The sequence below is a fragment of the Nakamurella deserti genome (assembly GCF_003260015.1).
GTDB classification, from domain to species: Bacteria; Actinomycetota; Actinomycetes; order Mycobacteriales; family Nakamurellaceae; genus Nakamurella; species Nakamurella deserti.
On record NZ_QCXS01000002.1, the window covers coordinates 2,194,640 to 2,212,827 of the forward strand.

The window sequence follows — 18,188 nt, forward strand, 5'->3', positions numbered from 1 at the left end:
CGTTCAAGATCAACTGCGGCCGATTCGTCATCTGCGCACGGGCTTTCGACGGGAGCGCGCACCCGGTGGCAACGCGGACGCCGGCCGTCACCCGAACGATCGGCAGCGCCGTGCGGCGACGGCGGCCGCACGGTCTCCTGATGCAGGCGCACCTCCGTGTGTCGCCGCCGACCTCGGGGCCGCGGGACTGCGTGCGGGCCGGCGCCGTCGCGTCGAACTGACACTCCGGCCCCCGCTGGCGCCACCGGGCGGGCTGCTGCGAGCCGGCCCGGGGACATGTGGACAGGTCCGCCGGGTCGGACCGCAGTGCCGTCACTGTGTCCCGGTGGAACTCCGTACGGCGAACTCCCCCGGGCCTCGGCGACCCCGGACGCGATCGACCGGACCCGGCGGCGGGCGCCACCTCGCCGCGGTGCACGGTGCGTGGTGCGGCGCGGGCGCCCACGCCGACCGCCCGGACGGGCGAGCCGTCACCCCCGGGAACGCGGCCCTCCCCCGGGAACGCCGAAGGCCGGCCCCCTGGAGCAGGGGGCCGGCCTCGGTGAACTGCGGACTGCGACTACCGGTAGTCGCGACCCAGGTCGAAGTCGTCCAGCGGCACGGCGGCACCACTGGAAGCCCCGAACGAATCGGCCGAGTAGTACGTGTCGTCGAAGTTCGGCAGCGAGTACGCGGCCGCACGGGCTTCCTCGGTCGGCTGCACCGTCAGGTTGCGGTAGCGGTTGATACCGGTACCGGCCGGGATGAGCTTTCCGATGATGACGTTCTCCTTCAACCCCACGAGCTTGTCGCTCTTGGCGTTGATGGCCGCGTCGGTGAGCACCTTGGTGGTCTCCTGGAAGGAGGCCGCCGACAGCCACGAGTCGGTCGCGAGCGACGCCTTCGTGATGCCCATCAGCGCGGGACGGCCGGCCGCGGCCTCGAGGCCCTCGGCGAGCATCCGCCGGTTCTGGGTCTCGAACTCGCGACGCTCGACGACGGCTCCGGGCAGGAACTCCGTCGAACCGGAGTCGATGATCGTCACGCGGCGCAGCATCTGCCGGATGATGACCTCGATGTGCTTGTCGTGGATCGACACGCCCTGCGAGCGGTACACCTCCTGGACCTCACGGACCAGGTGGAGCTGCACGGCACGCGGGCCCATGACGCGGAGCACCTCGTGCGGGTCGACGTTGCCCTCCAGCAGCTGCTGGCCGACCGCGACCGCGTCGCCGTCGGTGAGCAACCGCTCGCTGCCGTCGACCACCGTGGTGGCCAACCGCTGCGACTTGGGCAGCTTGTCGTACTCGACCTCTTCGCTTCCGTCGTCCGGGATGATCGTGATCTTGAGGAACTTGTCGCTCTCCTCGATCCGGATCCGTCCGGCGGCGTCGGCGATCGGCGCACGGCCCTTCGGGATACGGGCCTCGAACAGCTCCTGCACACGCGGCAGACCCTGGGTGATGTCCGACGAACCCGACGCACCACCGGTGTGGAAGGTACGCATGGTCAGCTGGGTACCCGGCTCACCGATGGACTGGGCCGCGACGATGCCGACGGCCTCGCCCACGTCGACCCGGTTGCCGGTGGCCAACGAACGGCCGTAGCAGGTCGCACAGGTCCCGATCAGGGTCTCGCAGGTCAGCACCGAACGGATCTTCACCGAGGTGGCGCCGGCCGCGATGGCCGCCTCCACGTGCTCGTCCCGCATGTCGGTGCCACGGGCCACGACCACGTTGCCGTCGGAATCGACGACGTCGGTGGCCAGGACACGCGCGACCACGGAGGTCTCGGTGAACTCGTCCTTGACCAGCGCCCCGCCGGCGCCGCGGTGGGCGATCGGCAGCTCGGCGCCACGCTCGGTGCCGCAGTCGGTGTCGCGGACGATGACGTCCTGCGACACGTCGACCAGACGACGCGTCAGGTAGCCCGACTCCGCCGTACGCAGCGCGGTGTCGGCCAGACCCTTACGGGCGGAGTGGGTGTTGATGAAGTACTCCAGCACCGACAGACCCTCACGGAAGGAGGACCGGATCGGACGCGGGATCTCCTCGCCGCGCGAGTTGGCCACGACTCCCTTCATGCCGGCCAGCGACCGGACCTGGATCCAGTTACCGGCGGCACCGGCCGCGACCAGCGTGTAGACCGGGTTGTCCTTCGGGTAGGCGCCCGGGATGGCCGCCTCGATCTCCTTGGTGGCCTGCTCCCAGATGCGCACGAGGTCCTCGTTGCGCTCGGAGTGCGAGAGGTTACCGCGCTGGTACGCGGTCTCCACCTTGTCCGCCTGGGCGTCGAACTTGGCCAGGATCTCGGCCTTCTGCGGGGGGATGATGACGTCGCCGATGGCGATGGTCATCCCCGAGCGGGTGGCCCAGTGGAAGCCGGCTTCCTTCAGCGCGTCCAGGGTCTTGGCGACCAGGGACATCGGGTAGCGCTCGGCCAGATCGTTGACGATCACACCCTGGCGCTTCTTCGGCATCTCCTCGTTGACGAACGGGTAGTCCGCCGGCAGGAGCTCGTTGAAGATGACGCGGCCGAGGGTGGTGTGCGCCACCCACGGATCGCCCGCCGTCCAGCCCTCGCCCAGCGACTCGACGCTGACCTCGGGACCGGGGACCACACCGGTGAGCCGGATGTGGATCGGGGTGCGGACGCTGATGATCTTCGCGTCCAGCGCCATGGTGGCCTCGGCGACCGACGAGTACGTGCGCAGCTGGCCGCGGGCCTCGTCGACCTCACCGGCCATGCCGTGCTCGTTACCGCGCGCGTTCTCGTCCCAGCCGCACAGGTAGTACAGACCGGTCACGAGGTCCAGCGACGGCATGGCGAGCGGCTTGCCCGATGCCGGCGACAGGATGTTGTTGCTCGAGAGCATCAGCACGCGGGCCTCGGACTGCGCCTCGGCCGACAGCGGCAGGTGGACCGCCATCTGGTCACCGTCGAAGTCGGCGTTGAACGCGGCACAGACCAGCGGGTGCAGCTGGATGGCCTTGCCCTCGACCAGCATCGGCTCGAAGGCCTGGATGCCGAGGCGGTGCAGCGTGGGCGCGCGGTTCAGCAGCACGGGGTGCTGGGAGATGACCTCTTCGAGGACGTCCCACACCTGCGAGCGCTGACGCTCGACCATCCGCTTGGCGGACTTGATGTTCTGCGCGTGGTTGAGGTCGACCAGGCGCTTCATCACGAACGGCTTGAACAGTTCCAGCGCCATCAGCTTGGGCAGACCGCACTGGTGCAGCTTCAGCTGCGGGCCGACGACGATGACCGAACGGCCCGAGTAGTCGACGCGCTTGCCGAGCAGGTTCTGACGGAACCGGCCCTGCTTGCCCTTGAGCAGGTCCGACAGGGACTTCAACGGCCGGTTGCCCGGGCCGGTGACGGGACGACCACGACGGCCGTTGTCGAACAGCGCGTCGACGGCCTCCTGGAGCATCCGCTTCTCGTTGTTGACGATGATCTCGGGCGCGCCGAGGTCCAGCAGTCGCTTCAACCGGTTGTTGCGGTTGATCACGCGGCGGTACAGGTCGTTGAGGTCGGAGGTGGCGAAGCGGCCACCGTCGAGCTGCACCATCGGGCGCAGGTCCGGCGGGATGACCGGGACGGCGTCCAGCACCATGCCGAGCGGCGAGTTCTGGGTCGCCTGGAAGGCGGCCACCACGCGCAGGCGCTTGATCGCACGGATCTTGCGCTGCCCCTTGCCGGACTTGATGGTCTCGCGCAGCGAATCGGCCTCGGCCGCGACGTCGAAGTCGCGGATGATGGCCTGCAGCGACTCCGCGCCCATGCCGCCGGTGAAGTACTCACCGAAGCGGTCGTGCAGCTCGCGGTAGAGCACCTCGTCGACGATGAGGTCGCGGACGGAGAGCTTCTTGAAGGTCGACAGCACCTCGTCGAGCCGGTCCAGCTGACGCTGGGCGGCCTCGCGGATGTGGCGCTGCTCGCGCTCGCCGCCTTCGCGCACCTTGCGGCGCACGTCGGACTTCGCACCCTCGGCCTCGAGCTCGGCCAGGTCGGTCTCGAGCTTCTTGGCGCGGGCCTCGATGTCGGCGTCGCGGTTGTTCTCGATCTGCTTGCGCTCGACGCCCATCTCGGCCTCGATGGTGGGCAGGTCGTTGTGGCGCAGCTCCTCGTTCACCGAGGTGATGAGGTAGGCCGCGAAGTAGATGATCTTCTCGAGGTCCTTGGGGGCCAGGTCGAGCAGGTAGCCCAACCGGGACGGGACGCCCTTGAAGTACCAGATGTGGGTGACCGGCGCGGCCAGCTCGATGTGGCCCATGCGCTCACGGCGCACCTTGGCGCGGGTGACCTCGACGCCGCAGCGCTCGCAGACGATGCCCTTGAAGCGGACGCGCTTGTACTTGCCGCAGGCGCACTCCCAGTCGCGGGTCGGACCGAAGATCTTCTCGCAGAAGAGCCCGTCCTTCTCCGGCTTGAGGGTGCGGTAGTTGATCGTTTCCGGCTTCTTGACCTCACCGTGCGACCAGGCACGGATGTCCTCGGCAGCAGCGAGGCCAATACGCAACTCATCGAAGAAGTTGACGTCCAGCACTATTTCATTCCCTGTCTGTTGACACACTCGGTGGGAACAAGCGATCTGCGCCGGTCAACGGCACAGCTCCTCGAACCCGGGGGCCGTCGGGGAGCCCGGGATGGGTGGATTCCCACCCCGGGCCCTGACGAATCAGTTGATGATCTCGTCCACGGACGCGGACTCGTTGCGCGACAGGTTGATCCCGAGGTTGGCCGCAGCCCGCTCGAGGTCGTCGTCGTCGGAGTCACGCATCTCGATGGTCGAGCCATCGCTGGAGAGCACCTCGACGTTCAGGCACAGGGCCTGGAGCTCCTTGAGGAGCACCTTGAACGACTCGGGGATCCCCGGCTCAGGGATGTTCTCGCCCTTCACGATGGCTTCGTAGACCTTGACGCGGCCGACGATGTCATCGCTCTTGATGGTGAGCAGTTCCTGCAGGGTGTAGGCGGCGCCGTAGGCCTGCATGGCCCAGCACTCCATCTCACCGAACCGCTGACCACCGAACTGCGCCTTACCACCCAGCGGCTGCTGCGTGATCATCGAGTACGGGCCGGTGGAGCGGGCGTGGATCTTGTCGTCCACCAGGTGGAGGAGCTTGATGATGTACATGTAGCCGACCGACACCGGGTACGGGAACGGCTCCCCGGAGCGGCCGTCGATCAGGGTGGCCTTGCCGTCTGTCTTGACCAGGCGCTCACCGTCGCGGGTCGGGGTCGTCGAGTCGAGCAGACCCGCGATCTCGTCCTCGGTGGCCCCGTCGAACACCGGCGACGCGGTGCGCGTCCACGGCTCGGCGGTCTTGATCTCGTCGGAGAGGTCGGCGGCCCAGCCCGGGTCACCGGCGATCTCCCAGCCCTGGGCCGCGGCCCAGCCGAGGTGGGTCTCAAGGATCTGACCCACGTTCATCCGTCGCGGCACACCGTGCGGGTTGAGCACGATGTCGACCGGGGTGCCGTCCTCGAGGAACGGCATGTCCTCGACCGGCAGGATCTTGCCGATGACGCCCTTGTTGCCGTGACGGCCGGCGAGCTTGTCGCCGTCCTGGATCTTGCGCTTCTGGGCCACGTAGACGCGGACCAGCTCGTTGACCCCCGGCGGCAGCTCGGCGGCGTCGTCGTCCCGGCTGAAGACCCGGATGCCGATGACCTTGCCGGTCTCGCCGTGGGGCACCTTCAGCGAGGTGTCGCGGACCTCGCGCGCCTTCTCACCGAAGATCGCGCGGAGCAGGCGCTCCTCCGGGGTCAGCTCGGTCTCGCCCTTGGGCGTGACCTTGCCGACCAGGACGTCGCCGTCCTGGACCTCGGCACCGATGCGGATGATGCCGCGCTCGTCGAGGTCGGCGAGGACCTCCTCGGAGACGTTCGGGATGTCCCGGGTGATCTCCTCGGGGCCCAGCTTGGTGTCGCGGGCGTCGATCTCGTGCTCTTCGATGTGGATCGAGGTCAGCACGTCGTCCTGGACGATGCGCTGGCTCAGGATGATCGCGTCCTCGAAGTTGTGGCCTTCCCACGGCATGAACGCCACGAGCAGGTTCTTCCCGAGAGCCATCTCACCCATGTCGGTGCAGGGGCCGTCGGCCAGCACCTGTCCGACCTCGACGCGCGCGCCCTCCTCGACGATCGGCTTCTGGTTGAAGCTGGTCCCCTGGTTGGAGCGGCGGAACTTGTGCAGGCGGTACGTCCGGTGCTGCCCGTCGTCGGCCATCACGGACACGTAGTCGGCGGTGACCTCCTCGACCACACCGGCCTTCTCGCAGACGATCACGTCACCGGCGTCGACCGCGGCACGCAGCTCCATGCCGGTACCGACCAGCGGGGCCTCCGAGCGCAGCAGCGGCACGGACTGGCGCTGCATGTTGGCGCCCATGAGCGCACGGTTGGCCTCGTCGTGCTCCAGGAACGGGATCATCGCGGTCGCGACGGACACCACCTGGCGCGGCGAGACGTCCATGTACTGCACCTCGGACGCGCGGACCTGGTCGACCTCGCCGCCACGGCGACGGACCAGCACGCGGGCCTCGGTGAAGTTGCCCTCGCCGTCGAGCTTGGCGTTGGCCTGCGCGATGACGAAGCGGTCCTCCTCGTCGGCGGTCAGGTACTCGGTCTGATCGGTGACGCGGCCGTCCTCGACCTTGCGGTACGGGGTCTCGATGAAGCCGAACGGGTTGACCCGCGCGAACGTCGACAGCGAGCCGATCAGGCCGATGTTCGGGCCCTCGGGGGTCTCGATCGGGCACATGCGGCCGTAGTGGGACGGGTGCACGTCACGGACCTCGAGGCTGGCCCGCTCACGGGACAGACCACCGGGGCCGAGCGCGGACAGCCGGCGCTTGTGGGTCAGACCGGCGAGCGGGTTGGTCTGGTCCATGAACTGCGACAGCTGGCTGGTGCCGAAGAACTCCTTGATGGAGGCGACGACGGGCCGGATGTTGATCAGGGTCTGCGGGGTGATCGCCTCGCGGTCCTGGGTGGTCATCCGCTCGCGGACGACGCGCTCCATGCGGGACAGGCCCACGCGGATCTGGTTCTGGATGAGCTCGCCGACGGTGCGCAGGCGGCGGTTGCCGAAGTGGTCGATGTCGTCGACCTCGACCGCGCGGTCCTCACCGTTCGGCTGCCAGAACTCGTCGCCCTGGTGCAGACGCAGCAGGTACTCGACGGTGGAGACCAGGTCGTCCTCGGTGAGGATGCCCGTGGTCGTCGGCTGGTTCACGCCCAGCTTCTTGTTCAGCTTGTACCGGCCCACCTTGGCCAGGTCGTAGCGCTTGTCCTTGAAGAACAGGTTCTCCAGCAGGGCCTGCGCGGACTCACGCGTCGGCGGCTCTCCCGGACGCAGCTTGCGGTAGATGTCCAGCAGCGCCTCGTCGGTGCCGGCGATGTGGTCCTTCTCCAGGGTGCCCAGCAGCACGGGCGACCAGCTGAAGCGCTCACGGATCTTCTCGACGTCCCAACCGAGCGCCTTCAACAGCACGGTGACCGGCTGGCGGCGCTTGCGGTCGATGCGGACGCCGATGGTGTCGCGCTTGTCGATGTCGAACTCGAGCCAGGCGCCCCGGGACGGGATGACCTTGACCGAGAACACCTCCTTGCCGGCGAGCTTGTCCATCGTCTTGTCGAAGTACACGCCCGGGGACCGGACCAGCTGCGACACCACGACACGCTCGGTGCCGTTGATGATGAAGGTGCCCTTGCTCGTCATCATCGGGAAGTCACCCATGAAGACGGTCTGGGACTTGATCTCACCGGTCTCGCCGTTGACGAACTCGGCGGTGACGAACAGCGGCGCCGAGTAGGTCATGTCCTTGTCCCGGCACTCCTCCTCGGTCGCCTTGACCTCGTCGAAGCGCGGGTCGGAGAACGACAGGCTGAGCTCGCCGGAGAAATCCTCGATCGGCGAGATCTCGGCCAGGATCTCGTCGAGACCGCTGGACAGGGAGGGGTCTTCCTGCCGTGCGCGCCACGCCGGTCCGCCGACGAGCCAGTCGAACGATTCCGTCTGCAGGGCGAGCAGGTTGGGTACTTCCAGCGGCTCACGCAGCTTGGCGAAGGAGACTCGCTTCGGAGCGCCGGGAAGTGTGGGCAGGGAGGGGGTGGACGTGCTGCTGACTGCCAAGATTCGTCCTTCCAAGGACCGCGGTAAAGATAACCGTCGTTGACTTTCCCGCTGCTCCCGGCGGGCTGTCGACGGTCACCGCGATCCGGTCGATCTGCACGTTCGCATGCAGTGTGTCGGTGGGACGTGACACACTTCTGGCGTAGACGGTGCGGTCGGCGGGTCGGGGCTGAACGAGGGCAGCACAAAGAGGGCAGCGCAAAGTTCAAGAGTAACGCTCAGGAGCGCGTCTGTCCACTCGGACGGCAGTCGCGCGGCGACGGATAGCGCTTCGACAGCACTCACATCGGGGCGGCGACCTCAGGCACGTCGCAATTCGTGGACTTCACTGCCTCTCGTGCACTCAGCGTGAGCCCTGACCGGGGGTTTCGTCAAGACTCCGCGCCGAATGACCGTCCCCGGTTCGTCCGCACTCCCCCACCCCGGCTGTCCGCGGGTCGGACGGCACCGTGCGCGCTCGCTTCGAGGCGCGGCGCCCCCGGCACGTCACCTCCGGCACACCGGACGGGCACCCGCGCTGAGTGCTCGCCGGCCGCCCGACTGAAACCCGACCGGCGCGGGGGACGCTCACGGCGGCACCGCGCGGGCGACGTTCACACGGGCGGCACCGCGCGGGTCGCGCCAAGGGCGGCACCGTGCGGGCCGGCACCGGGCCCCGGCGCTTCTCCGCACGTCACCTCCGGTGCCGGAGGGACACCGGACGGGGAGGCGCCCCGCGACTCCCGGAGAGCCGGACCAGCACACCCGCCCGACGCCGGAGGACGTCCCGGCGCGTCGCGATCAGACACCGGCAGGCGCAGGTCGGATAAGTCCGGGAAGCCGAGCCGGTCAGGCCTCGGCCCGACAATCCCAGGACGCGGCCGGTCACGACCCCGGCTCGACAATCCCAGGACGCGGCCGGTCACGACCCCGGCTCGACGCGGGGACGCCCGGGGCGGCACGGCGCGGACCCACTCCGAGACCAGCCGCTACGGGCACGTCACCTCCGGTGCCGGCTGGACACCGGGCGGGGAGTCGTTCCGCGAACTCTCCGGCAGCGGAGCCCGAACGCCGGCCCGACATCGGAGGACGTTCCAGGGCGCCGGTCAGGCCTCGGCCCGACGAAGGTCGACAATCCTGGGGCGCCGCCGGCCAGGACCCGCCTTGACGCGTGGACGCGCAGGGGCGGCACGGCGCGGACCCACTCCGAGACCAGCCGCTACGGGCACGTCACCGCCGGTTCCGGGTGGACACCGGGGCGGACGTTGTCCCCGCGACTCTCCGGCAAACGGGGCCTGGACACCGGCCCGACGTCGGTGGACGTTCCGGAGCGCCGGTCAGGGCCCGATCCCACGCCGGTTCGAGGATCCCGGGACGCCGCCGGTCAGGACCCCGGGCGCCGCCGGGCGACCAGCACGAAGCCGCTCCCGAACAGGGTCAGGGCCGCCGCGGCGCCCAGCGTGGTCGCCGGATCGGTGCCCGTGTAGGCGAGGTCGCCCGGCCCGCCCGGGATCGAGCGGAGCGGTGGGGTGCCGTCGGCCCCGCCAGGACCGTCGTAGTCCGAGCCGTCGTAGCCCGAGCCGTCGTAGCCCGAGCCGTCGTAGTCAAGACCGTCGTAGCCCGAGCCGTCGTAGTCAAGACCGTCGTAGCCGGAGGCGTCGTAGTCAGGACCGTCATAGCCGGGGCCGTCGTAGCCGGAGGCGTCGTCGAACGGACTGTCGTCCAGCGGGCCGCCGGAGCCGGTCGCGTCCCCGGGCTGACCGACCTCCGGCTCGTCGACCGGCTCGGCGCTCCCGTCCGCGGGCACGTCGACGGTGAGCGTCCGGACGACCGTGGTGACATTGCCGGCCGCGTCGGTCACGGTGACCCGGACCTCGTGGGAACCATCGGCGAACGGCGGGGCCACCACGGACCAGCGGCCGTCGTCACCGACGATGGTGGTGACCGCCCGCCCTGCGATCGTGACGGTGACCGGCGATCCGGCGGGCGCGTCGGTGCTCCCGGCGATCACGGGGGTGGCCGTGGTGCCGGTCAGGCCGCCGTCCGGCGTCACGATCGGCGCCACGGTGTCGACGGTGAGCTCGTCGCTGACGAGCGTTTCGTTGCCGGCGGCGTCGACGAACCGCACGACCACCGGGTGCAGTCCGTCCGCCAGGTCTCCCGTCCGGACCGTCCATCGGCCTCCGCTCACCGTGGTGGTCAGCGGCACGTCGTCGACGGTCACCGCGACCGGGCTGCCGGCGGGCAGGTCGGTGCCGCCCGACAGGGTGACGTCCCGGGTCGACGTGACGCCCGGTGCGGCGATGGTGCCGGTCGGGGCGACGGTGTCGACGACGAGCCGTTGACGCGCTCCGGTGGTGTTGCCCGCCGGGTCGCTGACGGTGACGGTGACGACGTACCGCCCGTCCGGCCACACGGCGGGGTCCGCGGGGGCGTCGGTCGGCGCGGTCAGGGCCACCGTCCAGGATCCGTCGGCCGCCACCGTACCGGTGAACTCCCGGCCGTCCACGGATGCCGTGACCGCGGTGCCTTCAGGGGCGTCGGTGGCACCGGTGACGATCGGGGACGGCGAGCGGACCTGCCGCTCGGCGGCCAGCGTGAGGCGGGGTGCGGTGGTGTCGACGGTGAGGCGGCGTGGTACTTCGGTGACGTGACCGGCGGGGTCGGGGGCGGCCACGGTGACCGCGTGGTCGCCGTCGGGCAGCCGCGGCAGCGTCACGGCCCAGACGCCGTCGGTGACGGTCGCGGGATGACGCGATCCGTTCACGGTGACGGTGACCGCGGCGGCGTCGGTCTCTCCGGTCAGCGTCGGTGTCGCAGTGGCGACCAGGACGGGCACGGCGCCGTCGACGGACAGCGTCGGAGCGACGGTGTCGACCACGACCGTCTGCCGCACGACGGTCACGTTGCCGGCGCCGTCGGACACGGTGGCGATCACGGGGTGGTCGCCGTCCGCGACCGGGAGCGGCGTGAGCGACCAGTGGCCGTCCGCACCGACCACCGTCTCCAGCAGCGCGTCGGCGACCTCGACGGTGACCGTGGTGCCGGCGGGGGCACCTGAGGTGCCGCTGACCATCAGGTCGGCAGTGAGCCGGTACGTGGCCGGGCCCCCGTCGAGAGTGAGCGTCTCGGGCACGGTGTCGACGGTCAACGTCGCCAGGGTGCGGCTGCCGTCCGACGCGACCACGGCCACCGGATACCGGGCGTCGGCGAGCGGGTCCGTCAGGGCGAGAGCCCAGACACCGTCCACGACCGGCACCGGGTACGCACGGTCGGCCACGGTGATCGTGACGACCCCGTCGGACGGCGCCGTACCGGTCAGCGTCGGGGTCCGGACGTTCGTCAGCAGGGTGGGGCCGCCGTCGACGGTGGGTTCGGGTGGCAGTGGTTGCAGCGCCAGCACCTCGATGGACGGGCTCGAACCGCCCGCTGTCGGAGCTGCCGCCGCCACCGCCGGGGCCCCCACCGAGCCCAGCAGGCAGAGCAGGAGGGATGCGGCGGCAGCCGCCCTCCGGATCACGGTGCGGCGCATGGAGTCCACCTCGGTCATCGGGACTCGCGCACTGCGAGTGACTACCGATTACCTTAAGTCATCATTGCTGTCAGTGTCGATAGACGTACGGACTGTCACAGCCGGCTGCACGTCATTCACTGGGGACACCTCTGGAAATGCAGAAAGCGGGTGAGCCGCCTCTCGGCGACCCACCCGCTCGATCCTGCAGTGCGGACGGATCCGCGGTGGAACTCGGAACTACTTGACGGTCGCCTTGGCGCCGGCCTCTTCGAGCTTCGCCTTGGCGGCCTCGGCCTGGTCCTTGGCGACCTTCTCGAGGATGGCCTTGGGGGCGGCGTCGACGAGGTCCTTGGCTTCCTTCAGACCCAGACCCGAGACGAGCTCGCGAACGGCCTTGATGACCTGGACCTTCTTCTCGCCGGCCGAGTCGAGGATGACGTCGAACTCGTCCTGCTCCTCAGCGGCCTCGGCGGGCGCGCCACCGGCGGGGCCGGCCGGGCCGGCGACAGCGACGGGAGCCGCGGCGGTGACGCCGAAGGTCTCCTCGAACTGCTTGATGAACTCGGACAGCTCGATGAGGGTCAGTTCCTTGAACGCGTCGAGCAGTTCATCGGAGGACAGCTTGGCCATGATGGCTTCCTTTCACTTCTGCACCCCGACCGGGCGAACCGGGCGGGACATCGATTACGGATGGATCCGGTCGAACTGACCGGGGTGGCTTCCCCGACGGATGTCGGATCGGCCGGCCAGCTCAGGCCAGATCGGCCGGGGCTTCGGTACTGGCGGCTTCCGCCTGGTTCTGCTCGGCGTTCACCACGCCGTCGTCGGACGTCGCGTCGGCGGCCGGCGCGGCGTCGGCCGGAGCAGCCGCCTCGCCGGAGGCCTTCTGCTCCTGCAGCGCCGCGGCGAGCCGCGCCATCTGCGAGGGCAGTGCGGAGAACGCGTAGGCGGCCTTCGACAGGTTGCCCTTCATCGCGCCGGCGAACTTCGCCAGCAGGACCTCGCGGCTCTCCAGATCGGCGATCTTGTTGACGTCGGCCGGCTGCAGCGGCTTGCCGTCGAGGTAGCCGCCCTTGACCACGAGCAACGGGTTGCCCTTGGCGAACTCGCGGATCGCCTTGGCGGCCTCGCTCGGCTCGCCCTTGACGAACGCGATCGCGGTGGGACCGGAGAGCAGGTCGTCCAGACCCTCCACTCCGGCGTCGGCCGCGGCGCGCTTGACGAGGGTGTTCTTGGCGACGGTGTAGTCGGTGGTGGTGCCGAGGGCCCGCCGCAGAGCAGTGATCTGCTTCATGGTGAGACCGCGGTACTCGGTGATCACCGCAGCCGACGAATTGCGGAACTGGTCCGCGAGATCAGCGACGGTGGACACCGATTGTGCCTTGACCATCTCGCCTCCTTCCTGCGTACGTGTGCGTCCCGATAGCGAAGAGCTACCGGCCACCGTGACCGCGGAAGGCAGACTGCTGGCATCAGGTCCGGAAACGACGAACGCCCCGGCGCAGTGGCACGGGGCGTGGAGACGCACATCGCCTGGCGACGTGCGGATCGGAACCTCGTCCTCCTGCGTGGGTCGCCCGCTGTCGCGGACCTTCGTCCTGGAGCCCGCACGCGGGCAGCAGAAAACCGACGGTCTTCGGTGGATCACCGATCACTGTACGGGACGCGAGCCGCACCGACAACCGCGCGACGACGCGGCCACCACCCCGCGCGCCCCGGCTCCGTCCGGCAGGGGGCACCTCGGGAACGACCTGACCCCACGGCGCGGCCTGTGACTGCGCCTCACCACGGAACGCTGAAGGAAGCGCACCTCGGGAACGGCGCGGCCCCGGGGCGGAGCGCCTCGGCACGACCTGGCTCAACAGCGCACTCGGGAACTACCTGACCCACGGCGCAGCCCGTGACTGCACACCTCGCCACGACACAGCCCAGCACACCACACCACGCGACCGGCGCTGCCAGGGGCGGAGCACCCCGTCCAGGCCGGCGCCGTTGTGAGCGCCCCAGCTCGGTGTAGTGCAATCGGCAGCACCCAGGCCGGCAGCCCCCTGCGCGACGCCGACGGGGTCAGGGTGCGACGACGATGAGCGAGGCGTCCGGTACCGCGATCTCCAGCGGGGCGTCGAAGTCGGTGAACGCCGCGACCGTGGTGATGTTCTCGCTGCCGACGGCCAGCGTCTGCTCGGCGCGCAACAACCGGCCCTCGCCGTCGATCCAGTACAGGCAGGGGACCTCGGTGATGCCCTGCGCGACCACCGCCTCCAACGAGGCGCGGACGCTGTCGTCGATGTCGACCTCGTCGAGTGCGGTCAGATCGAGCGTCAACGCGTACCGCCGGGCGTCCACCCCGTCGACCTGATCGGGTCCCTCGTCGGTGGTGTCCCGGGCCAGGGTCAGGAAGGTGACGTACTGCGTGACCGAGGCGCTGTTGATCGAGTCGGCGAGCGAGGTGTACAGCTCGCTGAGCGTCGGATCGGTGGTGTCGGCGGTGATCTCCACCCAGGTCCCGTCGTACTGCTCGGCGATCACACCACCGATGAAGAAGCGGTCCTCCACCAGCAGGATGGGCAGCGACGTCGGCCCCTCGGCGCCGGGGACCGTCACCTCCATCTGCAGCGCGGTCACCTCGGCCCCGTCGGTGAGCTGGCCGAACGTGGCCAACGGCTCGTCCCCGCTCAGCCCGCCGCCGTCCACGCTGATCGTTCCGGTCAACGACGAGGTGGCCGCCGCCCCGGCGAGCAGTCTGCCCACCAGCTCGGCGGCGACCGGGTCGGTGCCGGCGGTACCGCCCGTGGTGCTCCGCCCGGTCGACCCCGTGGTGGCGGTGGACGTACCGGAACCCGTCGCCGACGACGTCGTGGGTGGGGCACTGGTGGTCACGGTGGGGCTCTCGATCGACCGGGAGACGCTCGTCAGGGTGGTGGCCGGCGCGGGCGACCCGTCCTGTGTCGTGCCGCAGGCGGCGAGGGTGAGCATCAGGGTCGCGGCGAGCGCGACGGGGAGCGTCTTCACGGTGGTCCTCGTCAGCAGGGGTGCGGCCGGTGTGCGTGCGGTCCGCCGCACCGGAGGGATCACCCCACGCTAACCCGCCGCCCCGACAGCACTCCCCCGGCCCGTTCCACCCGGGAACTCCACCCGGGACGCCGACAGCCCCGGCGCACACCTGGCAGGTGCGACGGGGCTGTCGGGATGACACGGGTTCCGACCCCTGACCGGGTCGGAGAGGATCAGACGGCGGCGGTCTCGTCCAGCATGTTGCGGGTGATGGTCGAGTCGACCGGGATGCCCGGGCCCATGGTGGTCGTGAAGAAGATCTTCTTCAGGTAGCGGCCCTTGGAGGTGGCCGGCTTGGACCGGAGCACCTCGTCCAGGGCGGCGGCGTAGTTCTGCACCAGCTGCTCGGGGGTGAAGGACACCTTGCCGATCACGAGGTGCAGGTTGGCCGCCTTGTCGACCCGGAAGTTGACCTTGCCGCCCTTGATCTCGCTGACGGCCTTCGTGACGTCGGCGGTGACGGTGCCGGTCTTCGGGTTCGGCATCAGGCCGCGCGGCCCCAGGACGCGCGCGATGCGACCGATCTTGGCCATCTGGTCGGGGGTGGCGACGGCGGCGTCGAACTCGAGCCACCCACCCTGGATGCGGGCGATGAGGTCGTCGCTGCCGACGACGTCGGCGCCGGCCGCGATGGCCTCCTCGGCCTTGTCGCCGACGGCGAACACGATGACGCGGCTGACCTTGCCGGTGCCGTTGGGCAGGTTGACGGTGCCACGCACCATCTGGTCGGCCTTGCGCGGGTCGACACCGAGCACGAGGGCGACCTCGACGGTGGCGTCGTACTTCGTGTTCGAGGTCTGCTGGGCCAGCTTGACGGCCTCCAGCGGGGTGTACTGCTTCGTCTTGTCGACGAGTTCGGCGGCCTTGCGGTATGCCTTGCTGCGCTTCATGAGCTCTCCTCGAGCGGAAATCGGAGGTGTGGGTAGCGGGCCGGCGCGGGCCCTACCACCACCGTGACCGGACGGTCACGGCGTCGCGGCACCCGGAGGTGCCGACGGGGTGATCAGTCCTTGACGGTGATGCCCATGGAACGGGCGGTGCCGGCGATGATCTTGATGGCCTGGTCGACGTCGTTCGCGTTCAGGTCGACCTGCTTGACGGTGGCGATCTCACGCAGCTGCGCGGTGGTCACCGTGGCGACCTTGGCGGAGTGCGGGGTGGCCGATCCCTTGTCCACACCGGCGGCCTTGAGCAGCAGCCGGGCGGCCGGCGGGGTCTTGAGCTCGAACGAGAACGAGCGGTCCTCGAAGATCGAGATCTCGACGGGGACGACCTCGCCGCGCTGGGTCTCCGTGGCGGCGTTGTACGCCTTGCAGAACTCCATGATGTTGACGCCGTGCTGGCCGAGCGCCGGACCGATGGGCGGTGCCGGGTTGGCCATTCCGGCCTTGATCTGCAGCTTGACGATCGCCGCAAGCTTCTTCTTCTTGGGAGGCATGGTGTCGCTTCTTCTTCCTGGGGAGGTTTCCCGGTGGTCTCACCGGGGCTTCCGACCGGGCCGCTGCCAGGGCGGCCGGCCGGCGGTCAGAGTTTCGAGACCTGCGAGAACGCCAGCTCGACCGGGGTCTCGCGTCCGAAGATGGACACCAGGACCTTCAGCTTCTGCTGGTCGGCGTTGATCTCGTTGATGGTGGCGGGCAGCGTCGCGAACGGACCGTCCATGACGGTGACCGATTCGCCGACCGAGTAGTCGACCACGGTGCGCGCCGGGGCGCGGCCGGCGGTGCTGACCTTCTCGGTGGTCTTCTTCGGCCCGGTCGGGGCGAGGATCTTGACCACGTCGTCCAGCGAGAGCGGCGACGGGCGCGAGTTCGCGCCGACGAAGCCGGTGACGCCGGGGGTGTTGCGGACCGCCGACCACGAGCCGTCGGTCAGCTCCATCCGGACCAGGATGTAGCCGGGGTAGACCCGGCGCTGGACCTTCTTGGGCTGGCCGTTCTTGATCTCGGTGACTTCCTCCTCCGGCACCTCGATCTGGAAGATGTAGTCCTCCATGTCGAGGGACTTGATCCGGTTCTCGAGGTTGGCCTTGACCTTCTTCTCGTAGCCGGAGTAGGAGTGCACGACGAACCAGTGACCCGGGGCCCGGCTGAGGGCCGACCGCATCTCCGTGGCCGGATCGACCTCGGGCTCGTCGTCCGCGGCGTCGTCGGCGCCCGCGGTGGCGTCGTCGGCGGGCACGTCCGCGTCGGCGGCGGCGAAGGGATCGGCGACGTCGGAGGCGTCCGCGCCGTCCGAGACGTCATCGGACTGCGTGGAGGCCTCGTCGGCGGCCGTCGCGTAGTCCTCGATGAAGGGGTCGACGTCGGCCGCGGTCGGCGACAGGTCGAACGGGTTGTCGAGACCGGTGTACCCCGTCGAGTCGTCGTCGGCGCGCGAACGCTCGCTTGCGAACGGATCGTTGTCGGACACGGTGCTCACTCTCTTCCGTACTGCTGGTCCGGCCGTGCTGCTGACCGGTACTGCGATGGATCACTCTTCGGACACTGCTCTGTGGGCCCTATGGGCTCTGTCGGGCGGAGGACGCGGGCGGTACCGCCCCACGGCGGGCCGGCCCGCCGACGTGCCCCGGTGGCCGGACCACCGACGCGCCACCCGGCCCCGGAGGACCGGGAACTCAGCCCAGGACGTTGCTGACGATCAGGTGGAACAACAGGTCCAGCCCGGAGACCAGCGCCACCATGATCACCAGGAAGACGATGACCACCACGGTGTAGGTCACCATCTGCTTGCGGCTGGGCCAGATGACCTTGCGCAGCTCGGCGACGACCTCGCGGAGGAAGCGGCTCAACCGGGCGAACATGCCTTCCCGGTCGGCCACGTCCCGCGACTTCGTCGGCGCGTCCTTCTTGCCGGTCACAGCGGCCGAGGTGTTCCCCCGCCGCCCACGGCTGCCGCCGCCGACACCGGCGCCGACCAGTTCTTCGCTCTCGACCCGCTCGCCGTCGGCCTCCTCGGCGCGCTGGGCGGCAGCGGACTCGGTGGCGTCGTCGGACGCACCCGGCTCCAGGCCCGCCGACTCCTCCGCCGCCTCGATCTGGGCTTCGACCTCGATGGCGTCCGGTGCGGTCGTCTCGGGATCGTGCAGCACGTCGTCGCTGTCACCAGCCGCCGAGCTCGCCCGGAACGGGGTCGAGCCGGTCGACGGAACTCCGTCGGCGCCGGGGACACCCGGTGCGAGGTTCTCGTCGTCGGAGAACCCGTCGCGGTCCTTGCTCACTCGGTCCCTCGTCTTCTGCTCTGCGGGTGCTGCGGTGCGCGGATCCGCGCGAGCCCGGTCCCCACGACGGGACCAGAGCAGGGGTGACAGGACTTGAACCTGCAACCTACGGTTTTGGAGACCGTTGCTCTACCACTTGAGCTACACCCCTTCGGCGGTGAACACCCCGTCCCCACCCACCCGGAGAACCGGAGCGGAGGGGGATCCCGGGAGATCCACACCGAACCGGGGCGTCACCGTCACCCACCCGCGAGCGGGCACGTGGGGTCACACCCCGGACAACCCAGTGTAGGCCACTG

The 18,188-nt window shown here is 69.7% G+C and carries 10 protein-coding genes and 1 tRNA gene; all 11 read right to left on the reverse strand.

Annotated elements, in window-relative coordinates; genetic code table 11:
- Positions 1–559 precede the first annotated feature (559 nt).
- A complete protein-coding gene (locus tag DB033_RS10030) occupies positions 560–4,528 on the reverse strand; it encodes a DNA-directed RNA polymerase subunit beta' (RefSeq protein ID WP_111766556.1) in 3,969 nt (1,322 codons plus the stop codon).
- A 132-nt stretch (positions 4,529–4,660) separates the two neighbouring features.
- A complete protein-coding gene (gene rpoB, locus DB033_RS10035; protein WP_111766557.1) occupies positions 4,661–8,122 on the reverse strand; it encodes a DNA-directed RNA polymerase subunit beta in 3,462 nt (1,153 codons plus the stop codon).
- Between the two features lie 1,363 nt (positions 8,123–9,485).
- Positions 9,486–11,633, reverse strand: a complete 2,148-nt coding sequence (locus DB033_RS10040; protein ID WP_170315511.1) for an Ig-like domain-containing protein — start codon at positions 11,631–11,633, stop codon at positions 9,486–9,488.
- A 219-nt stretch (positions 11,634–11,852) separates the two neighbouring features.
- Positions 11,853–12,245: a 50S ribosomal protein L7/L12 gene (gene rplL, locus DB033_RS10045; protein WP_111766559.1), complete on the reverse strand. Its 393-nt coding sequence runs from the start codon at positions 12,243–12,245 to the stop codon at positions 11,853–11,855.
- A 121-nt stretch (positions 12,246–12,366) separates the two neighbouring features.
- Positions 12,367–13,005: a 50S ribosomal protein L10 gene (gene rplJ, locus DB033_RS10050; RefSeq protein WP_111766560.1), complete on the reverse strand. Its 639-nt coding sequence runs from the start codon at positions 13,003–13,005 to the stop codon at positions 12,367–12,369.
- A 677-nt stretch (positions 13,006–13,682) separates the two neighbouring features.
- Positions 13,683–14,627 carry an SCO4651 family lipoprotein gene (locus DB033_RS10055; protein WP_157970614.1) on the reverse strand — a complete coding sequence of 315 codons (945 nt, stop codon included), beginning with the start codon at positions 14,625–14,627 and terminating at the stop codon, positions 13,683–13,685.
- A 215-nt stretch (positions 14,628–14,842) separates the two neighbouring features.
- A complete protein-coding gene (rplA, locus tag DB033_RS10065) occupies positions 14,843–15,559 on the reverse strand; it encodes a 50S ribosomal protein L1 (RefSeq protein ID WP_111766563.1) in 717 nt (238 codons plus the stop codon).
- Positions 15,560–15,672: 113 nt separating this feature from the next.
- A complete protein-coding gene (rplK, locus tag DB033_RS10070; protein ID WP_111766564.1) occupies positions 15,673–16,107 on the reverse strand; it encodes a 50S ribosomal protein L11 in 435 nt (144 codons plus the stop codon).
- A gap of 86 nt (positions 16,108–16,193) precedes the next feature.
- Positions 16,194–16,994: a transcription termination/antitermination protein NusG gene (gene nusG / locus DB033_RS10075; protein ID WP_111767388.1), complete on the reverse strand. Its 801-nt coding sequence runs from the start codon at positions 16,992–16,994 to the stop codon at positions 16,194–16,196.
- Positions 16,995–17,286: 292 nt separating this feature from the next.
- Positions 17,287–17,889 (reverse strand): preprotein translocase subunit SecE, encoded by a 603-nt coding sequence (gene secE, locus DB033_RS21420; RefSeq protein ID WP_240615821.1) that lies wholly within the window; start codon positions 17,887–17,889, stop codon positions 17,287–17,289.
- Between the two features lie 78 nt (positions 17,890–17,967).
- A tRNA-Trp gene (locus tag DB033_RS10085) sits at positions 17,968–18,040 on the reverse strand.
- Positions 18,041–18,188 lie beyond the last annotated feature (148 nt).

What these genes read in the sequence shown, in the direction of transcription:
- rplJ (WP_111766560.1), bottom strand. Translation starts at nt 13,005, where the DNA reads ATGGTCAAGGCACAATCGGTGTCCACCGTCGCTGATCTCGCGGACCAG.
- rplL (WP_111766559.1), bottom strand. Translation starts at nt 12,245, where the DNA reads ATGGCCAAGCTGTCCTCCGATGAACTGCTCGACGCGTTCAAGGAACTG.
- DB033_RS10040 (WP_170315511.1), bottom strand. Translation starts at nt 11,633, where the DNA reads ATGCGCCGCACCGTGATCCGGAGGGCGGCTGCCGCCGCATCCCTCCTG.
- rplA (WP_111766563.1), bottom strand. Translation starts at nt 15,559, where the DNA reads ATGAAGCGCAGCAAGGCATACCGCAAGGCCGCCGAACTCGTCGACAAG.
- rplK (WP_111766564.1), bottom strand. Translation starts at nt 16,107, where the DNA reads ATGCCTCCCAAGAAGAAGAAGCTTGCGGCGATCGTCAAGCTGCAGATC.